Here is a 17,690-nt window from a genome sequence, read left to right as displayed (position 1 = left end):
GGAGTTGGCATGGCGAACATGTTTGCCCTGATCCTGGTCATCGCGACTTTGGTGACGGGTCTGTTGTGGTGCCTGGATAAGTTTATCTTTGCGCCAAAACGTCGCGAAAGTCAGGCTGCTGCCCAGGCGGCGACCGGCGACCAGTTAGACAAGAAAACGCTGAAAAAAGTTGGCCCGAAACCGGGCTGGCTGGAAACCGGCGCTTCGGTATTCCCGGTTCTGGCGATTGTGCTGGTGGTTCGCTCATTTATTTATGAGCCCTTCCAGATCCCATCCGGGTCGATGATGCCGACGCTGCTGATCGGCGATTTTATTCTGGTTGAGAAGTTTGCCTACGGCATTAAAGATCCGATTTACCAGAAAACGCTGATCGAAACCGGGCATCCGAAACGCGGCGATATTGTGGTCTTTAAATATCCGCAAGATCCGCGCCTGGATTATATCAAGCGCGCGGTCGGTTTGCCGGGCGATAAAGTGACCTACGATCCCATTGCTAAACAGGTCACTATCCAGCCGGGCTGTAGTTCTGGCCAGGCCTGCGGCAACGCGCTGCCGGTCACTTACTCCAACGTTGAGCCGAGCGATTTCGTTCAGACCTTCTCCCGTAGCAACGGCGGGGAAGCGACCAGTGGTTTCTGGCAACTGCCGAAAGGCGAAACCAAAGCCGATGGTATCCGCCTGACCGAACGTAAAGAAACGCTGGGCGAAGTGACGCACCGTATTCTGACCGTACCGATTGCTCAGGATCAGGTGGGGATGTATTACCACCAGTCCGGCTTGCCGCTGGCGACCTGGATTGTTCCGCCGGGCCAGTATTTCATGATGGGTGACAACCGCGATAACAGCGCCGACAGCCGTTATTGGGGCTTTGTGCCGGAGGCGAATCTGGTGGGTAAAGCGACCGCAATCTGGATGAGTTTCGAAAAACAGGAAGGCGAATGGCCTACCGGTGTACGTTTATCGCGTATCGGCGGTATCCAGTAATTTTCCTGCCTTATTCACGCTGCCGCCGCAATAACGGCAGCGTGAATTATTTAAGATTTAAATCTATTCAAACTAACGACATCCCTTGTCGTTGCGTATAGAATATCCCCCCGAAGTTTTAGGTTGTCTCTCGTAAGATTGACACAGCACACGAAACCGCGTTGGTTTTTACTCAGGTCGGTTTCGTGTGCTGCATTTTTGACGCATTCATCTATTGGTAACGCATGAACCCCATCGTAATTAATCGGCTTCAACGGAAGCTGGGCTACACTTTTCATCATCAGGAGCTGTTGCAACAGGCATTAACTCATCGCAGTGCCAGCAGCAAACATAATGAGCGCCTGGAATTTTTAGGTGACTCAATATTGAGCTTTGTGATCGCAAACGCGCTCTATCATCGTTTCCCTCGGGTAGACGAAGGTGATATGAGCCGCATGCGCGCGACGCTGGTGCGAGGCAACACGCTGGCAGAAATTGCCCGTGAGTTCGAATTAGGCGAATGTCTGCGTCTTGGGCCGGGTGAATTGAAAAGCGGGGGCTTTCGCCGTGAATCGATACTGGCGGACACCGTTGAAGCTCTAATCGGCGGGATTTTCCTCGACAGCGATATTCAGAACGTTGAGCGTCTTATTCTCTCCTGGTACCAGAGTCGTCTGGATGAAATCAGCCCTGGTGACAAGCAAAAGGATCCGAAGACCCGCTTGCAGGAATATCTGCAGGGGCGTCATCTGCCGCTGCCGTCGTACCTGGTGGTACAGGTTCGCGGTGAAGCGCACGATCAGGAATTTACTATCCACTGCCAGGTTAGCGGCCTGAGTGAACCGGTGGTTGGCACGGGTTCTAGCCGTCGCAAGGCGGAGCAGGCTGCCGCCGAACAGGCGCTGAAAAAGCTGGAGCTGGAATGAGCGAAGAAAAAAACTACTGCGGATTTATTGCCATCGTTGGTCGTCCAAACGTGGGCAAATCCACATTGCTGAACAAGTTGCTCGGGCAGAAGATCTCTATTACTTCCCGAAAAGCACAGACGACGCGTCACCGCATCGTCGGTATTCATACTGAAGGCCCGTACCAGGCGATCTACGTCGATACCCCGGGTCTGCATATGGAAGAAAAACGCGCGATAAACCGCCTGATGAACAAAGCGGCAAGCAGCTCCATTGGCGACGTAGAGCTGGTTATTTTCGTCGTTGAAGGTACCCGCTGGACGCCGGACGACGAGATGGTGCTCAACAAGCTGCGCGACGGCAAAGCGCCGGTGATTCTGGCGGTCAACAAAGTCGATAACGTACAGGAAAAAGGGGATCTACTGCCGCATCTGCAGTTCCTCGGCAGCCAGATGAACTTTCTCGATATTGTGCCGATTTCCGCGGAAACCGGGCTGAACGTTGATACTATCGCCGGTATCGTGCGTAAGCATCTGCCGGAAGCGATTCATCACTTCCCGGAAGATTACATTACCGACCGTTCTCAGCGCTTTATGGCTTCCGAGATCATTCGCGAAAAGCTGATGCGTTTCCTCGGCGCTGAACTGCCCTATTCCGTCACCGTTGAAATCGAACGTTTTGTGACCAATGAACGCGGCGGTTACGATATCAACGGTCTGATCCTGGTTGAGCGTGAAGGCCAGAAGAAGATGGTGATTGGCAATAAAGGGGCCAAAATCAAAACTATCGGTATCGAAGCGCGTAAAGACATGCAGGATATGTTTGAAGCGCCGGTTCACCTCGAACTGTGGGTGAAAGTGAAATCCGGCTGGGCTGATGACGAACGCGCGCTGCGCAGTCTCGGTTACGGCGACGATCTCTAAGTTTGGATACTCTATGGCTTTCGAGGTGCAGGCCAAAACACAAAGTGTTTTGAACAGCGCTTGCGCTGGCTCCGAAGGAGCGAGGCCGGAGGCTGAGTCACGCGGCAAGACCGCGAGTACCCGGGAGCTTACTTCAGTAAGTGACTGGGGGGAGTGGGCGCAGCCAGCGCACCTGCGGCTTGAAAGACGACGAGTATGATGGAAGGCTGGCAACGCGCTTTCGTACTGCATAGTCGTCCCTGGAGCGAAACCAGCCTGATGCTGGACGTCTTCACGGAAGAATCCGGCCGCGTGCGCCTTGTGGCTAAAGGCGCACGTTCCAAACGTTCCAACCTCAAAGGCGCGCTTCAGCCCTTTACTCCCTTGCTGCTTCGCTTTGGCGGGCGCGGCGAAGTCAAAACGCTGCGCAGCGCGGAAGCCGTCTCGCTGGCCCTCCCTCTCAGCGGTATCACGCTCTACAGCGGCCTTTACGTCAACGAACTGCTCTCTCGCGTGCTTGAGCATGAAACGCGCTTCTCCGAACTCTTTTTCGATTATTTACACTGTATCCAGTCTCTGGCTGGCGCAAGCGGCTCGCCGGAACCGGCGCTACGGCGTTTTGAACTGGCGCTGCTTGGGCACCTGGGGTATGGCGTGGATTTCCTGCATTGCGCCGGCAGCGGAGAAGCGGTTGACGATGCGATGACCTATCGCTACCGTGAAGAAAAAGGCTTTATCGCCAGCGTGGTTATTGATAACAGCACCTTTACCGGGCACCATCTTAAGGCGTTGGCGAGCCGTGAATTTCCGGACAGCGATGCGCTGCGCGCGGCAAAACGTTTCACACGTATCGCCCTGAAGCCCTATCTGGGCGGGAAGCCGCTAAAAAGTCGCGAGCTTTTTCGTCAGTTTTTGCCCGCGCGGGCAGCGCGAGCCGATAAAACAAATAACGATTAACGAGGATTGTCATGGCTGAATTACTGTTAGGGGTCAACATTGACCACATTGCGACATTACGCAACGCCCGCGGTACCGCTTATCCTGATCCGGTACAGGCGGCATTTATCGCCGAACAGGCCGGCGCCGACGGTATTACCGTCCACCTTCGCGAAGATCGTCGCCATATTACCGACCGCGATGTCCGTATTTTGCGCCAGACGCTGGATACCCGCATGAACCTTGAGATGGCGGTGACGGAAGAGATGCTGAATATCGCTTGTGAGACTCAACCTCATTTCTGCTGTCTGGTGCCGGAAAAGCGCCAGGAAGTGACCACCGAAGGCGGGCTGGACGTGGCGGGCCAACTCGATAAAATGCGCGATGCCTGTAAGCGTCTTGCCGACGCCGGCATCCTGGTTTCGCTGTTTATTGATGCGGACAACGCGCAAATTAAGGCGGCAGCGGACGTGGGCGCACCCTATATCGAAATTCACACCGGCTGCTACGCCGATGCGCAAACCGACGCCGAGCAGGCAAAAGAGCTGGAGCGTATTGCCAAAGCGGCGACCTATGCCGCCAGCCTGGGGCTGAAGGTCAATGCCGGTCACGGCCTGACCTACCATAATGTAAAAGCCATTGCGGCGCTGCCGGAAATGCACGAGCTGAACATCGGCCACGCGATTATTGGCCGTGCGGTGATGAGCGGCCTTAAAGAGGCGGTTGCGGAAATGAAGCGCCTGATGCTGGAAGCTCGCGCCTGATGGCTATTCTCGGACTGGGTACTGATATCGTTGAAATCGCCCGTATTGAAGCGGTGATTGCCCGCAGCGGTGACCGTCTGGCTCGTCGCGTACTGAGCGATCACGAGTGGGCGATATGGCAGCAGCATCAGCAGCCGGTCCGTTTTCTGGCTAAGCGTTTCGCCGTTAAAGAAGCGGCGGCCAAGGCGCTTGGCACCGGCATCCGCAATGGCCTGGCATTTAACCAGTTTGAGGTTTACAACGACGAGCTGGGTAAGCCAAAGCTACGGTTGTGGGGCGAAGCGAAGAGTCTGGCTGAGCGACTGGGCGTCAGCAGCATTCACGTGACGTTGGCCGACGAACGTCACTATGCCTGCGCTACGGTGATTATCGAAAGCTAGACTGGCCGGATAACTCCATCCGGCAATATCACAGTTTGTCCGCGTGGTGCAGCAGGACAAACTTATCCCACAGCTGCTCTTCATTTTCGTTATGGGCCGGATCTTTCAGGATGGTATTTGGGATCGGACACACCTTCTGGCAGGTCGGCGTATCATAGTGGCCAACGCATTCGGTGCAGCGGTCGCTGTTAATTTCATAAATGCTATCACCCATGGATATCGCCTCATTCGGGCACTCAGGCTCGCACATATCGCAGTTGATACATTTTTTGGTGATTAACAGCGCCATCAGGAAATTCTCAGAAACAACACAAACAGGGCGGGCATTATACGCCTATTTTCTGCCCGGACCAGCTCTTTTCAACCGCGGGGCGACCATCCGTAGCGGAGAAATTTTGTCCGGCTTGAGCCAATAAGAGAGAGCTTCTGCCAGTGGGCAGGACACTCGGAGTTACACCAGCTTTTTCACCAGCGCTTCGCTGTGGCGAATCCGCTCCGGAGCGTGCTCAAGATCCTGCTGCACCAACCCCATAAACAGGAGATCGGTCAGCATCATCTGCGCGCTGGTGGAGGAGATCGCGGCGCTGCGCGTGGCCTGCTCCTCCGCAATGGTGTACAGGCACAACGTAGCCTGCTGCTGAAGCGCGTTGGGGTTAAAACCGGTGATCGCCAGGATCTGGCTTCCTACCCGTAACGCTTCACCCGCCGCCATATTGATCTCGCGTCGTTCACCGGAGTAGGAAATGGCCAGCAGCAGATCGTCCGGGGACATCGCCTGTACCGTTGCCAGCAGCGCGTGCATATCCTGTTCAGAGACGGCGTTAATACCGATTTTCATCAGCTTCCAGCTAAAGTTTCTCGCCACCAGGCCCGATGCGCCGATACCGGTAATGATCACCCGTCGGGCGTGGCGCAGCAGCGTGACGGCTTCCAGCAGCTTCTCTTCGGTGTTGACGTCCAGCGAGGCGTGCATAGCCGCGATGTTATCCTTAATCAGCTTTTCGCCAACCAGCCGAAGAGGATCGTCGCCGCGAATCTGATTATGTACCGGTACGGACTGCGGCGTAGGGGCGCTTGCCAGGGCTTCGCTCAGCGCCAGCTTTAACGCCGGGAAGCCTTTGAATCCCATCTTCTGCGCAAATTTCACTACGCTTGACTGACTGACGCCGGCTTCGCCCGCCAGCTGCTGTGAGCTGAGGTGGCGGGTTTGATCCGGTTGAGCCAGAATGAAATCGGCCAGTTTTTTATCGCTTGCGGCCAACGTAGGGTAGCGCTGGCGAATACGGGTCAAACAGTTCATAGCGGCTCCGGAGGACAGCTTCACCCTCGGCTGAAAGAATTTTGTATTCGATTATAAGAGGATTATCGCGAATTAAAAATTCTATCCTAAGATTTCTCTGCAAGCGCGTTTTCTTAATCCGGATTCAACGACAGCGTATGTTTTCGCTATTCGCGACGTAAGGCTGTTAAGCTACTGGTTATCGGGCGATCGTACATGGGAGTAGGTTTTGAATAGCAGCACGCGGAGAGTGGTTTTTTTTGATCTGGATGGAACCTTGCATCAGCAGGATATGTTCGGCAGCTTTTTGCGCTTTGTCCTGCGCCATCAGCCGCTGAATGCGCTGCTGGTGCTTCCTTTATTGCCTGTTATTGCCGCCGGGCTGATGTTGTACGGTCGCGCCGCGCGCTGGCCGATGAGCCTGCTGCTGTGGGCTTCAACCTTCGGACGCAGCGAGCGTCACCTTAAACGGCTGGAGGCGAGTTTTGTTCGCTGGTTTCGCCAGCACGTTACGGCATTCCCGGTTGTTCAGGCGCGGCTTAGCCATTATCTGTCCAGCACGGACGCCGACGTCTGGCTGATTACCGGTTCGCCGCAGTCGCTGGTTGAGCAAGTCTATTTTGATACCGCCTGGCTACCGCGGGTCAATCTGATTGCCAGCCGGATGGAGCGGCGCTGCGGCGGCTGGGGCTTAACCCTTCGCTGCCTCGGCAACGAAAAGGTGGCGCAGCTGGAACAGAAAATAGGCGCTCCGCTGCGATTGTATAGCGGCTACAGCGACAGCGAGCAGGACAACCCGCTGCTCAATTTTTGCCAGCATCGCTGGCGGGTGACGCCGCAGGGCGATCTTCAGCAGTTAGAATAGTGTGCAATACATAGCGCCCATGTATAATGCGCCCCGCTTTTCTGCAGGAGTGCTCGTTTTGTCTGACCATGAATTAAATGATGAATACTGGATGCGTCACGCCCTGACGCTGGCCAAACGCGCCTGGGAAGAGGGCGAAGTGCCGGTCGGCGCCGTGCTGGTGCATAATCATCAGGTCATCGGCGAGGGCTGGAACCGGCCAATCGGCCGCCACGATCCGACCGCGCACGCCGAGATTATGGCCCTGCGTCAGGGCGGACTGGTGCTGCAAAACTATCGCCTGATTGACGCAACGCTGTACGTTACCCTTGAGCCCTGCGTGATGTGCGCCGGAGCGATGGTGCACAGCCGTATTTCCCGGCTGGTATTTGGCGCCAGGGATGCGAAAACCGGCGCCGCCGGGTCGCTGATGGATGTGCTGCATCATCCGGGCATGAATCATCGGGTAGAAATAACGGAAGGAATTATGACGGAGGCCTGTTCCGGCATGCTGAGCGATTTCTTTCGCTGGCGGCGCGAAGAGAAAAAAGCGCTGAAGCGAGCTGGCCAGCAGGCCCAGGATTAATGCCCGGCGCCGGGAATTTTTAATTTTGCGTTATCAACCAGCGTTTCGGCGCGAAAGTTGAAAAAGGACGAGGCATACTGTTCCGGTTTATCCAACTCATCCGGCATGACCGCTGGGTAGTGTTCACCCAGGGCCGCCATCTGCGCGTCTTTTCTCTCTTTTTCAGAGAGATAGCCCACAAGGCTAATATGATATTTGCGGATGTTTTCAACGTAGGCGTAGGCTTCGTGCCCGCGCGCAAAGCCGTACTTCAGGCGGCTATAGTAGTTTTTCTGGCTTAACAGCGGCAGACGCTGTTTTACATCGGCCCAGCTATTCGGGTCGCCTTTCTGCTTTTTCGTCAGCGCCATCGCGTCAAGCATGTGCGCGTAGCCCATATTGTAAGCCGCCAGCGCAAACCAGATGCGTTCGTCCTGCGGCACCGACTCCGGCACTTTATTCATCATATCCTGCAAATAACGCATACCGCCGTCGATGCTTTGTTCGGCGTCGGTGCGATCCGTCAACCCCAGGCTTTGGGCCGTATTGCGGGTCAGCATCATTATTCCGCGCACGCCAGTAGGGGAGGTGGCCTGCGGATCCCAGTGCGATTCCTGCCACGAGATGGCCGCCAGCAGCCGCCAGTCTATCTGCCGGGCATATTTTTCAAACATTGGCTGCAGGCCCGGGAGAACGCTTTCCACGGCGCGCAGGAAGGTGCGGGTATCAACGTAATCAAAATCGTTGCCGTGGCCGAGGTATTTCTCCTCCAGCCTCGCCAGGGTGCCGTCTTCATTAATATTATTGAAGAAATCGAGCATTGCCGCCGACAGGGAATTATCTTCGCCTTTTTCGCTAAACCAGGTGACCGGCTGCTCGTCGCTGATATCGAGGGCGACGGCCAGCTCCGGGTGAACGCGCTGGAACAGGCTGACGGCGACCGAATCCGCCACGGTATAGTCGAGCTTGCCATCGATGACCGCCTGCATTAGCGCCGTCGTCCCGCGCTTATCGTCCACGCGCCAGTCGAGGTCGGGATATTTTTGCTCTTTCAGCCCCTGGAGATCGTTAATCGCCACGTGCCCGGGAGCGATCGCCAGCTGCGCCGCGGTAAGATTTGCCAGGGTGCGCGGGCGCAGGTTGCCTTTGCGATACACCAGCTGTTGCGAAACGGAATAGTAGGTCGGCCCGACCTGATAGTTTTTCACCCGTTCGGAGTTGTAGACCAGACCGGCAGCCAGCATGTCGGCTTTGCCTTCATCGAGATCGTCGAAGAGCTGGCTGATATTCTGCCTGACGGTGACTTTGAGCTCGACGCCGAGGTAGTCGGCAAACTGCTGCGCCAGCTCATAATCAAAACCGTAGGATTTATCATTGAGGGTCGCGAAGGTCATCGGCGAATTAATGGTGCTGATGCGCAATTCTCCGCGCGCAATGATCCCCGCCACGCGGTTTTCTGGTTTACCCATCCACGGGAGAGACGGCCACAGGGCGGCCGCCAGCAGGAGGGTCACAATGCCGATGAGCAGATAATTAATCTTTAGTTTTTTCAGATAGTTAATCTTCTGCAGCTTTGGGTTCCTCAGCAGATTATGACCAGAAAAAGTAAAAGGTTGTCTTAGAATGAGCGGCATTTTGCTTAAGAATGCGTCAGTTGGCAACTTATTCGCGAGATGAGTCACATTAATTGATAAACCCCGGCAATCATTTTATTTCTACGCAAACGGTTTCGTCGGGGCGCAGGATTCACTATAATGGCGCCCGTTTCCCCCCTGGCTCACCATGAAAGCTTCGAAGACGAGAGACTTATGATGGAAATTTTGCGTGGTTCACCTGCACTGTCGGCATTCCGTATCAATAAACTGCTGGCACGTTTCCAGGCGGCCAACCTTCCGGTCAGCACGATATATGCCGAGTACGTTCATTTTGCCGACCTTAGCGCCCCGCTCAGCGGCGACGATCGCGAGAGTCTGGCAAGGTTGCTCAAATATGGCCCGAACTTAAGCAGCCATACCCCAACCGGCAAGCTACTGCTCGTTACTCCCCGTCCTGGCACCATCTCTCCCTGGTCTTCTAAAGCTACCGACATCGCCCATAACTGCGGCCTGTCTCAGGTGGTGCGCCTGGAACGCGGCGTGGCGTATTACGTCGAAGCGGGCAGCCTGAATGACCAACAGTGGTCGCTGGTGGCGGCCGAACTGCATGACCGCATGATGGAAAGCGTCTTCACGGCGCTGGAAGAGGGTGAAAAACTCTTCGCCCACCATCAGCCAACTCCGGTCACCAGCGTTGATCTGCTGGGTCTTGGCCGTCAGGCGCTGATTGATGCCAACCTCCGTCTGGGGCTGGCGCTGGCGGAGGATGAAATCGACTATCTGCAGGATGCTTTCCAGAAGTTGGGTCGCAACCCGAACGATATCGAACTCTATATGTTCGCGCAGGCTAACTCCGAGCACTGCCGACACAAGATTTTTAACGCCGACTGGGTCATTGATGGCGAAAAGCAGCCGAAGTCGCTGTTCAAAATGATTAAAAACACCTTCGAGAAAACCCCGGACTACGTGCTGTCTGCCTATAAAGACAACGCCGCGGTAATGGAAGGTTCAGCCGTGGGTCGCTACTTCGCCGACCACGAAACCGGCCGCTACAACTTCCACCAGGAAGACGCGCATATTCTGATGAAGGTCGAAACCCATAACCACCCGACGGCGATTTCTCCGTGGCCGGGCGCGGCGACCGGTTCCGGCGGTGAAATTCGCGATGAAGGCGCCACCGGACGCGGGGCGAAACCGAAGGCGGGTCTGGTGGGCTTCTCGGTTTCCAACCTGCGTATACCCGGTTTTGAACAGCCGTGGGAAGAGGATTTCGGCAAGCCGGATCGCATCGTCACCGCGCTGGATATCATGACTGAAGGCCCGCTGGGCGGCGCGGCGTTTAACAACGAATTCGGTCGTCCGGCGCTCAATGGCTACTTCCGTACCTATGAAGAGAAGGTTACCAGCCACAACGGCGAAGAGCTGCGCGGCTATCACAAGCCCATTATGCTGGCGGGCGGTATCGGCAACATTCGCGGCGAACACGTGCAGAAGGGCGAGATTGTCGTCGGCGCGAAGCTGATTGTTCTCGGCGGCCCGGCGATGAACATCGGCCTCGGCGGCGGTGCGGCCTCTTCAATGGCCTCCGGCCAGTCTGATGCCGATCTGGATTTTGCCTCCGTACAGCGCGACAACCCGGAGATGGAGCGTCGCTGCCAGGAAGTTATCGACCGCTGCTGGCAGCTGGGCGACGCCAACCCGATTCTGTTTATCCACGACGTCGGCGCCGGCGGTTTGTCTAATGCGATGCCGGAACTGGTGAGCGACGGCGGACGCGGCGGTAAATTCCAGCTGCGCGATATCCTCAGCGATGAGCCGGGTATGAGCCCGCTGGAAATCTGGTGTAACGAATCTCAGGAACGTTATGTTCTGGCGGTCGCGCCTGAGCAGCTGCCGCTGTTTGATGAGCTGTGCCGCCGCGAACGCGCGCCGTACGCGGTCATTGGCGAAGCCACCGAAGCGCTGCATTTGAGCCTCGATGATAGTCACTTTGACGATCGCCCGATCGACCTGCCGCTTGACGTGCTGCTGGGTAAAACGCCGAAAATGACCCGCGACGTGCAGACCCTCAAAGCCCAGGGCCAGAGTCTGGAACGCCAGGGCATCACTATTGCCGACGCGGTGAATCGCGTGCTGCACCTGCCGACCGTGGCGGAGAAAACCTTCCTCGTTACCATCGGTGACCGCACCGTCACCGGTATGGTGGCGCGCGATCAGATGGTGGGGCCGTGGCAGATCCCGGTGGCTAACTGCGCGGTGACAACCGCCAGCCTTGACAGCTATTACGGCGAAGCCATGTCTATTGGCGAGCGCGCGCCGGTTGCACTGCTGGACTTTGCCGCTTCTGCCCGTCTGGCGGTCGGCGAGGCGCTGACCAACATTGCTGCGACGCAGATTGGCGCGCTCAATCGCGTGAAGCTGTCGGCAAACTGGATGGCTGCAGCCGGTCACCCAGGCGAAGACGCCGGTTTATATGAAGCGGTAAAAGCGATTGGCGAAGAACTTTGTCCGGCCCTGGGACTGACGATTCCGGTGGGTAAAGACTCCATGTCGATGAAAACCCGCTGGCAGGAAGGTACCGAACAGCGCGAGATGACCTCCCCGCTGTCGCTGGTGATTTCCGCTTTTGCCCGCGTGGAAGACGTACGCCGTACCGTCACTCCGCAGCTCGCAACCGTTGACAACGCCCTGCTGCTGATTGATTTAGGCAAGGGGAACAATGCGCTGGGCGCGACCGCGCTGGCGCAGGTTTATCGTCAGCTTGGCGATGTGACTGCCGACGTTCGCGATGTCGCGCAGCTGAAAGGCTTCTGGGACGCAATGCAGGCGCTGGTAGCTGAAGGTAAGCTGCTGGCGTGGCACGACCGGTCTGACGGCGGCCTGCTAGTCACGCTGGCCGAAATGGCCTTTACCGGCCACTGCGGCGTCAAGGTTGATATCGCCGCGCTCGGCGAGGATCGTCTGGCCGCGCTGTTTAACGAAGAGCTTGGCGGCGTGATTCAGGTTCGTGCCGCTGACCGCCAGGCAGTCGAAGCGCTGCTGGCCGCTCATGGTCTGGCGGATTGCGTTCACTATCTTGGCCAGGCCACGACGGGCGATCGCTTTGTCATCGAGGCCGACGGTCACCCGGTATTCAGCGAAAGCCGCACAACGCTGCGTATGTGGTGGGCAGAAACCACCTGGCAAATGCAGCGTCTGCGCGATAACCCGGAGTGCGCCGACCAGGAGCACGAGGCGAAAGCCAACGATGCCGATCCGGGCCTCAACGTGAAGCTCTCCTTCGATATTAATGAGGATATTGCTGCGCCTTATATTGCCACCGGCGCGCGTCCGAAGGTTGCGGTGCTGCGCGAGCAGGGCGTGAACTCTCACGTTGAAATGGCGGCAGCGTTCCATCGTGCGGGCTTCGATGCCATTGACGTGCATATGAGCGACCTGCTGGCGGGCCGTACCGGTCTTGCTGACTTCCAGGCGCTGGTGGCCTGCGGCGGCTTCTCCTACGGTGACGTTTTAGGCGCCGGTGAGGGCTGGGCGAAATCAATCCTGTTCAATGAACGCGTTCGCGACGAATTTGCCACTTTCTTCCATCGTCCTCAGACCCTGGCGCTGGGCGTGTGCAATGGCTGCCAGATGATGTCTAACCTGCGCGAGCTGATCCCGGGCAGCGACCTGTGGCCGCGCTTTGTACGTAACCAGTCCGACCGCTTTGAAGCGCGCTTCAGCCTGGTTGAGGTGACGCAGAGCCCGTCGCTGCTGATGCAGGGAATGGTGGGGTCCATGATGCCAATTGCCGTATCTCACGGTGAAGGGCAGGTGGAAGTCCGCGATGGCGCGCATCTGGCGCAGCTGGAAAGCAAAGGCCTGGTGGCGCTGCGCTTCGTCGACAACGTCGGTAAGGTGACGGAAAACTATCCGGCTAACCCGAACGGGTCGCCGAACGGCATCACCGCAGTGACCAGCGAAAGCGGGCGCGCGACCATCATGATGCCGCACCCGGAGCGCGTGTTCCGCACCGTGTCGAACTCATGGCACCCGGAAAACTGGGGCGAAGACAGCCCGTGGATGCGTATTTTCCGCAACGCGCGTAAGCAGCTGGGCTAAAAATCGCTCACAAATCGCATTAAGCCTCCTGCCCGCGCAGGGGGCTTTTTTATTGGTGAGGCATATCGAGAGTAGGTGTCGGGGATCGCCGACAAACGCGCCATAGCAGTGTCGTCAAAAGGTGACACTTAACCTATTGATTTATAATAGCATTGCTAAATCATTCATCCGGTGTTGCTAATCAGCGACACTTTGCGTGAAAACCGACCATCATCATTCATGTCCATGAATAGTAAAAAAGTATTATATTTCATTGTGTTAATAAAATGTTTTGAGATGTGGCATAGTTCGTGCATAATTATAACCAGTGGCTCATTCACCTTCTTATGTCAGCCCCTTCGGGACGCGCTACATAAACTTCGAATGACGCACAAACAGGTGCCTGCCGTCCAACTCCTGATAACAGCTCTGCTTTATCAGTCATCGGGCGAAACGTCGAGTAAGGCACCGCCTCATTCCTTAATAAAGCCAGGCTCCCGTAGCCTGGCTTTATTATTTCCGGCGTAGATGTTTATTGCGTCCTCGGTTAGCATCGTCATGAGCTAATGATTGAGACCCTATCCGTGAAGCGACTCTCCCTTTTCCCCCGTTCGCTGCGCCAGCTGGTCACGTTATCCTTCGTGCTGATCCTGCTGCCGCTGCTGGTGCTGGCATGGCAGGCGTGGCAAAGCCTCAACGCGCTGAGCGCGCAGGCGGCGCATATCAACCGTACCACTCTTATCGACGCCCGCCGCAGCGAAGCGATGATTAACGCATCGCTGGAGATGGAACGTAGCTACCGTCAGTACTGCGTGCTGGACGATCCGACGCTGGCGCGGGTCTATCAGAATCAGCGCCAACGCTACAGTGAAATGCTCGATGCTCACGCGGGCGTCCTGCCTGATGAGAAAATTTGGCGGGCGCTGCGGCAGGATCTCGACGATCTGGCCGAGCTGCAGTGTAAAAATAGCGGTCCGGCGGCGAAGTCTGCCGCCAGCCTGGAAGCGTTTGCCTCCGCCAATAGCGACATGGTTCAGGCGACCCGAACGGTGGTCTATTCGCGCGGGCAGCAGCTGCAGCAGGAAATCGCTGAGCGCGGTCAGTTCTTCGGCTGGCAGGCGCTGGTGCTGTTTCTGCTCAGCCTGGCGCTGGTTCTGCTTTTTACCCGTATGATTATCGGCCCGGTGAAGGGCATTGAGAGAATGATCAACCGACTGGGCGAGGGGAAATCGTTGGATGACGCCGCGCTGTTTACCGGTCCGCGCGAGCTGCGCTCCGTCGGCAAACGCATTATCTGGCTGAGCGAACGCCTTGCCTGGCTGGAATCCCAGCGGCATCAGTTCCTGCGCCATCTTTCCCATGAGCTGAAAACGCCGCTGGCCAGCATGCGCGAAGGGACGGAGCTGCTTGCCGACAGGGTGGCCGGGCCGCTGACGCCCGAGCAGCAGGAGATCGTTGAGATTCTGGATAACAGCAGCCGCAACCTGCAAAAGCTGATTGAGCAGCTGCTGGACTACAACCGTAAACAGGCCGATGGTCCGATTGCGCGTGAGACGGTGAATCTGGCCGAGCTGGTGGAAAATGTGGTTTCCGCCCACAGCCTGCCGGCAAGAGCTAAAATGATGCATACCGATCTGGTGCTCAGCGAGCGTTTTTGCGAAGCGGAGCCTGCTCTGCTGGTGAGCGTACTGGATAATCTCTACTCCAATGCGGTGCACTATGGTGCTGAATCCGGTAACATTCGAATCCATAGCTATCGGCACGGCGAGCAGGTTTGCATTGACGTTATTAACAACGGCGAGCCGATCCCGCCCGCAGAGAGAAACATGATTTTTGAGCCTTTTTATCAGGGAAGTCACCAGCGTAAAGGGGCGGTAAAAGGCAGCGGTCTGGGGCTGAGCATTGCCCGCGACTGCGTACGGCAAATGCAGGGCGAGCTGAGCCTGGTTGATGATAAATCCGGGCTTATCTGTTTTCGTATCACGCTCCCCGTCGCCGAGTCTGGAAAAAAATAACGTATAACTATCGGGTGAATATGTCCCACTTCTTCGCACTTGTCCGTCCCCTCAGGGGATGGCTGCTGTCAGGCATTTCGTGCCTGGCGCTGGCGGGATGTTCCGCCTCTACATCACCACACGCCGCGGATGGCAAAACGCTCTCTGCGCTGCCGCAGCATCAGGTCGCCGATTTTCTTTCGGTAGAGTGTGCCGACATCTGGACCCTGCAGAGTGAGGCCAGCGATAAAAACCCGCTTTACTGGCTGCGGGGAATTGACTGCGCGGATCGCCTTGCTCCGGTACAGGCGCGGGCTGAAGCCCGGCTGCACGATGACAACAGCTGGCAGGATGCCTTTAAGCGCGGCATTTTGCTGGCAGATGCCAAGATTACGCCCAATGAGCGTCGCGATCTGGTGGCTAGCCTGGATACCTTCAGCCCGCAAATCGCCGCCCAGGTTCGCCCGCTCTATCAGCTCTGGCGCGATGCCCAGGGCCGGCAGCTTCAGCTGATTGACGAGCGCTCCCGCTACGCCAAACTGCAGCAATCAAGCGATGCGGAGCTGGAGACGCTGCGTCAGCAGGAAATTGAATTACGCAATCAGCTCGAACTGACGACCCGCAAGCTGGAGAATCTCACCGACATTGAGCGCCAGCTCTCCAGCCGTAAACCCGGCGGGAACTTTAGCTCAGACGCCGGGCACGGCAGCGATAAAGTCCCGGAGGTGATTCATGACGATCCGTAAACCCGCCCGCCTGCTGTTGGTGGACGACGATCCGGGCCTGCTGAAGCTGCTGGGCATGCGTCTTGTCAGCGAAGGATACAGCGTGCTGACCGCCGAGAGCGGGCCGGAGGCGCTGCGCACGCTGGGCCGTGACAAAGTGGATCTGGTGGTCAGCGACCTGCGGATGGACGAGATGGACGGCCTTCAGCTGTTCAGCGAAATCCAGAAGGTGCAGCCGGGAATGCCGGTGATTATTCTCACCGCGCACGGTTCCATTCCGGACGCCGTCGCCGCCACCCAGCAGGGCGTGTTTAGCTTTCTCACCAAGCCGGTGGATAAAGACGCTCTGTATAAAGCCATTGATGACGCGCTGGAGCAGAGCGCGCCGACGACCGATGAGCGCTGGCGCCAGGCGATTGTGACCCGCAGCCCGCTGATGGAACGCCTGCTGGAGCAGGCCGGGATGGTGGCGCAGTCGGACGTGAGCGTGCTGATTAACGGCCAGAGCGGTACCGGCAAGGAGATTATCGCCCAGGCCATCCATAACGCCAGCCCGCGCCGGGACAAACCTTTTGTCGCCATTAACTGCGGCGCGCTCCCCGAACAGCTGCTGGAGTCGGAGCTATTCGGCCACGCGCGCGGCGCCTTTACCGGTGCGGTCAGCAACCGGGAGGGGCTATTTCAGGCCGCAGAAGGCGGTACGCTGTTTCTGGATGAGATCGGCGATATGCCGGTTGCGTTACAGGTAAAACTGCTGCGCGTTTTACAAGAGCGTAAAGTGCGCCCGCTGGGCAGCAATCGCGACATCGACATTGATGTGCGGATTATTTCTGCGACCCATCGCGACCTGCCAAAGGCGATGGCGCGCGGCGAGTTTCGCGAAGATCTGTTTTACCGCCTGAACGTGGTGAACCTGAAAATCCCGCCGCTGGCCGAGCGTACGGAAGATATTCCGCTGCTGGCTAACCATCTGCTGCGCCAGTCTGCCGATCGCCACAAACCCTTTGTGCGCGCGTTCTCCACGGATGCGATGAAGCGGCTGATGGCCGCTAAGTGGCCGGGCAACGTGCGCCAACTGGTGAACGTGATTGAGCAGTGCGTGGCGCTGACCTCTTCGCCGGTCATTAGCGACGCCCTGGTGGAGCAGGCGCTGGAAGGGGAAAACACCGCGCTGCCGACGTTTGTCGAGGCGCGGAACCAGTTTGAGCTCAATTACCTGCGCAAGCTGCTGCAAATTACCAAAGGCAACGTCACGCATGCGGCGCGGATGGCGGGGCGCAACCGCACCGAATTCTATAAACTGCTGTCGCGCCACGAGCTCGACGCTAACGACTTTAAAGAGTAGCTCCGTAGGATGACGCAAGTTATGATACGGTTAGCAACCGGTTACGCGACAAAGACAGGAACACCATGAAAAAGATTGATGCGATTATTAAACCTTTCAAACTGGATGACGTGCGCGAAGCGCTGGCCGAAGTCGGCATCACTGGGATGACGGTAACGGAAGTGAAAGGCTTTGGCCGCCAGAAGGGGCATACCGAGCTGTATCGCGGCGCGGAGTATATGGTGGATTTTCTGCCGAAAGTAAAAATCGAAATCGTTGTCACCGATGATATCGTCGACACCTGCGTGGATACCATTATCCGTACGGCGCAGACCGGCAAAATCGGCGACGGTAAGATCTTTGTCTTCGATGTCGCGCGCGTGATTCGTATCCGCACCGGCGAAGAAGACGACGCGGCGATTTAAGCTTAAAAA

At 57.0% G+C, this 17,690-nt stretch carries 16 protein-coding genes; 13 read left to right on the top strand and 3 right to left on the bottom strand.

The window, feature by feature from the left end; translation table 11 throughout:
• The first annotated feature begins 9 nt into the window (after positions 1 to 9).
• The 6 genes from lepB to acpS all read left to right on the top strand — a co-directional run bounded on the left by lepB (position 10) and on the right by acpS (position 4,850).
• The gene (lepB, locus tag IYV58_RS20550) at positions 10 to 984 is read left to right on the top strand and encodes a signal peptidase I (protein WP_004123684.1); all 975 of its coding nucleotides are present in this window, start codon (positions 10 to 12) and stop codon (positions 982 to 984) included.
• Between the two features lie 224 nt (positions 985 to 1,208).
• Positions 1,209 to 1,889 carry a ribonuclease III gene (gene rnc / locus IYV58_RS20545; RefSeq protein ID WP_004104573.1) on the top strand — a complete coding sequence of 227 codons (681 nt, stop codon included), beginning with the start codon at positions 1,209 to 1,211 and terminating at the stop codon, positions 1,887 to 1,889.
• Complete coding sequence (era, locus tag IYV58_RS20540) at positions 1,886 to 2,791, top strand: GTPase Era (RefSeq protein ID WP_004123681.1); 906 nt, start codon at positions 1,886 to 1,888, stop codon at positions 2,789 to 2,791. The genes rnc and era overlap by 4 nt, the downstream gene beginning before the upstream one ends.
• Positions 2,792 to 2,989: 198 nt before the next feature.
• A complete protein-coding gene (gene recO / locus IYV58_RS20535; RefSeq protein ID WP_004134893.1) occupies positions 2,990 to 3,727 on the top strand; it encodes a DNA repair protein RecO in 738 nt (245 codons plus the stop codon).
• A gap of 11 nt (positions 3,728 to 3,738) precedes the next feature.
• Positions 3,739 to 4,470, top strand: a complete 732-nt coding sequence (pdxJ, locus tag IYV58_RS20530) for a pyridoxine 5'-phosphate synthase (RefSeq protein WP_004123677.1) — start codon at positions 3,739 to 3,741, stop codon at positions 4,468 to 4,470.
• On the top strand, positions 4,470 to 4,850 hold the full coding sequence (gene acpS / locus IYV58_RS20525; RefSeq protein ID WP_004123676.1) for a holo-ACP synthase: 381 nt from the start codon (positions 4,470 to 4,472) through the stop codon (positions 4,848 to 4,850). The genes pdxJ and acpS overlap by 1 nt, the downstream gene beginning before the upstream one ends.
• Before the next feature lie 28 nt (positions 4,851 to 4,878).
• On the opposite strand, the gene IYV58_RS20520 is transcribed toward acpS, so the two are convergent.
• Both IYV58_RS20520 and IYV58_RS20515 read right to left on the bottom strand, forming a co-directional pair.
• Entirely contained in the window at positions 4,879 to 5,139 is a 261-nt protein-coding gene (locus tag IYV58_RS20520) for a YfhL family 4Fe-4S dicluster ferredoxin (RefSeq protein ID WP_004114478.1), read from the bottom strand.
• A 162-nt stretch (positions 5,140 to 5,301) separates the two neighbouring features.
• A complete protein-coding gene (locus IYV58_RS20515; RefSeq protein WP_004123673.1) occupies positions 5,302 to 6,150 on the bottom strand; it encodes a MurR/RpiR family transcriptional regulator in 849 nt (282 codons plus the stop codon).
• 208 nt (positions 6,151 to 6,358) lie between these two features.
• Between IYV58_RS20515 and yfhb the strand changes: the two genes are divergently transcribed.
• Both yfhb and tadA read left to right on the top strand, forming a co-directional pair.
• The gene (yfhb, locus tag IYV58_RS20510) at positions 6,359 to 6,994 is read left to right on the top strand and encodes a phosphatidylglycerophosphatase C (RefSeq protein ID WP_004123671.1); all 636 of its coding nucleotides are present in this window, start codon (positions 6,359 to 6,361) and stop codon (positions 6,992 to 6,994) included.
• A 58-nt stretch (positions 6,995 to 7,052) separates the two neighbouring features.
• Positions 7,053 to 7,559, top strand: coding sequence for a tRNA adenosine(34) deaminase TadA (gene tadA, locus IYV58_RS20505; RefSeq protein WP_208431108.1), 507 nt, complete (start codon positions 7,053 to 7,055; stop codon positions 7,557 to 7,559).
• Here tadA and mltF read toward each other — a convergent pair.
• Positions 7,556 to 9,172, bottom strand: a complete 1,617-nt coding sequence (mltF, locus tag IYV58_RS20500; protein ID WP_142481721.1) for a membrane-bound lytic murein transglycosylase MltF — start codon at positions 9,170 to 9,172, stop codon at positions 7,556 to 7,558. The two genes, tadA and mltF, sit on opposite strands and share 4 nt — an antisense overlap.
• Before the next feature lie 174 nt (positions 9,173 to 9,346).
• On the opposite strand from mltF, the gene purL reads away from it, so the two are divergent.
• The 5 genes from purL (at position 9,347) to glnB (ending at position 17,681) form a co-directional block, all read left to right on the top strand.
• Positions 9,347 to 13,234 carry a phosphoribosylformylglycinamidine synthase gene (purL, locus tag IYV58_RS20495; protein ID WP_032742186.1) on the top strand — a complete coding sequence of 1,296 codons (3,888 nt, stop codon included), beginning with the start codon at positions 9,347 to 9,349 and terminating at the stop codon, positions 13,232 to 13,234.
• Positions 13,235 to 13,797: 563 nt separating this feature from the next.
• Complete coding sequence (locus IYV58_RS20490) at positions 13,798 to 15,228, top strand: sensor histidine kinase (RefSeq protein WP_112165712.1); 1,431 nt, start codon at positions 13,798 to 13,800, stop codon at positions 15,226 to 15,228.
• A 20-nt stretch (positions 15,229 to 15,248) separates the two neighbouring features.
• On the top strand, positions 15,249 to 15,953 hold the full coding sequence (gene qseG / locus IYV58_RS20485) for a two-component system QseEF-associated lipoprotein QseG (protein WP_049112993.1): 705 nt from the start codon (positions 15,249 to 15,251) through the stop codon (positions 15,951 to 15,953).
• Entirely contained in the window at positions 15,940 to 17,277 is a 1,338-nt protein-coding gene (gene glrR, locus IYV58_RS20480; protein ID WP_004123653.1) for a two-component system response regulator GlrR, read from the top strand. Before qseG ends, glrR begins: the two co-directional genes overlap by 14 nt.
• Positions 17,278 to 17,342: 65 nt before the next feature.
• Positions 17,343 to 17,681 (top strand): nitrogen regulatory protein P-II, encoded by a 339-nt coding sequence (gene glnB, locus IYV58_RS20475; protein ID WP_002914032.1) that lies wholly within the window; start codon positions 17,343 to 17,345, stop codon positions 17,679 to 17,681.
• Positions 17,682 to 17,690: the final 9 nt, after the last annotated feature.

This window comes from Klebsiella sp. BDA134-6, assembly GCF_015601345.1.
Taxonomy (GTDB): domain Bacteria; phylum Pseudomonadota; class Gammaproteobacteria; order Enterobacterales; family Enterobacteriaceae; genus Klebsiella; species Klebsiella grimontii.
Note: the sequence above shows the minus strand (reverse complement) of the source record. Positions and strands in the feature narration are given on the sequence as shown.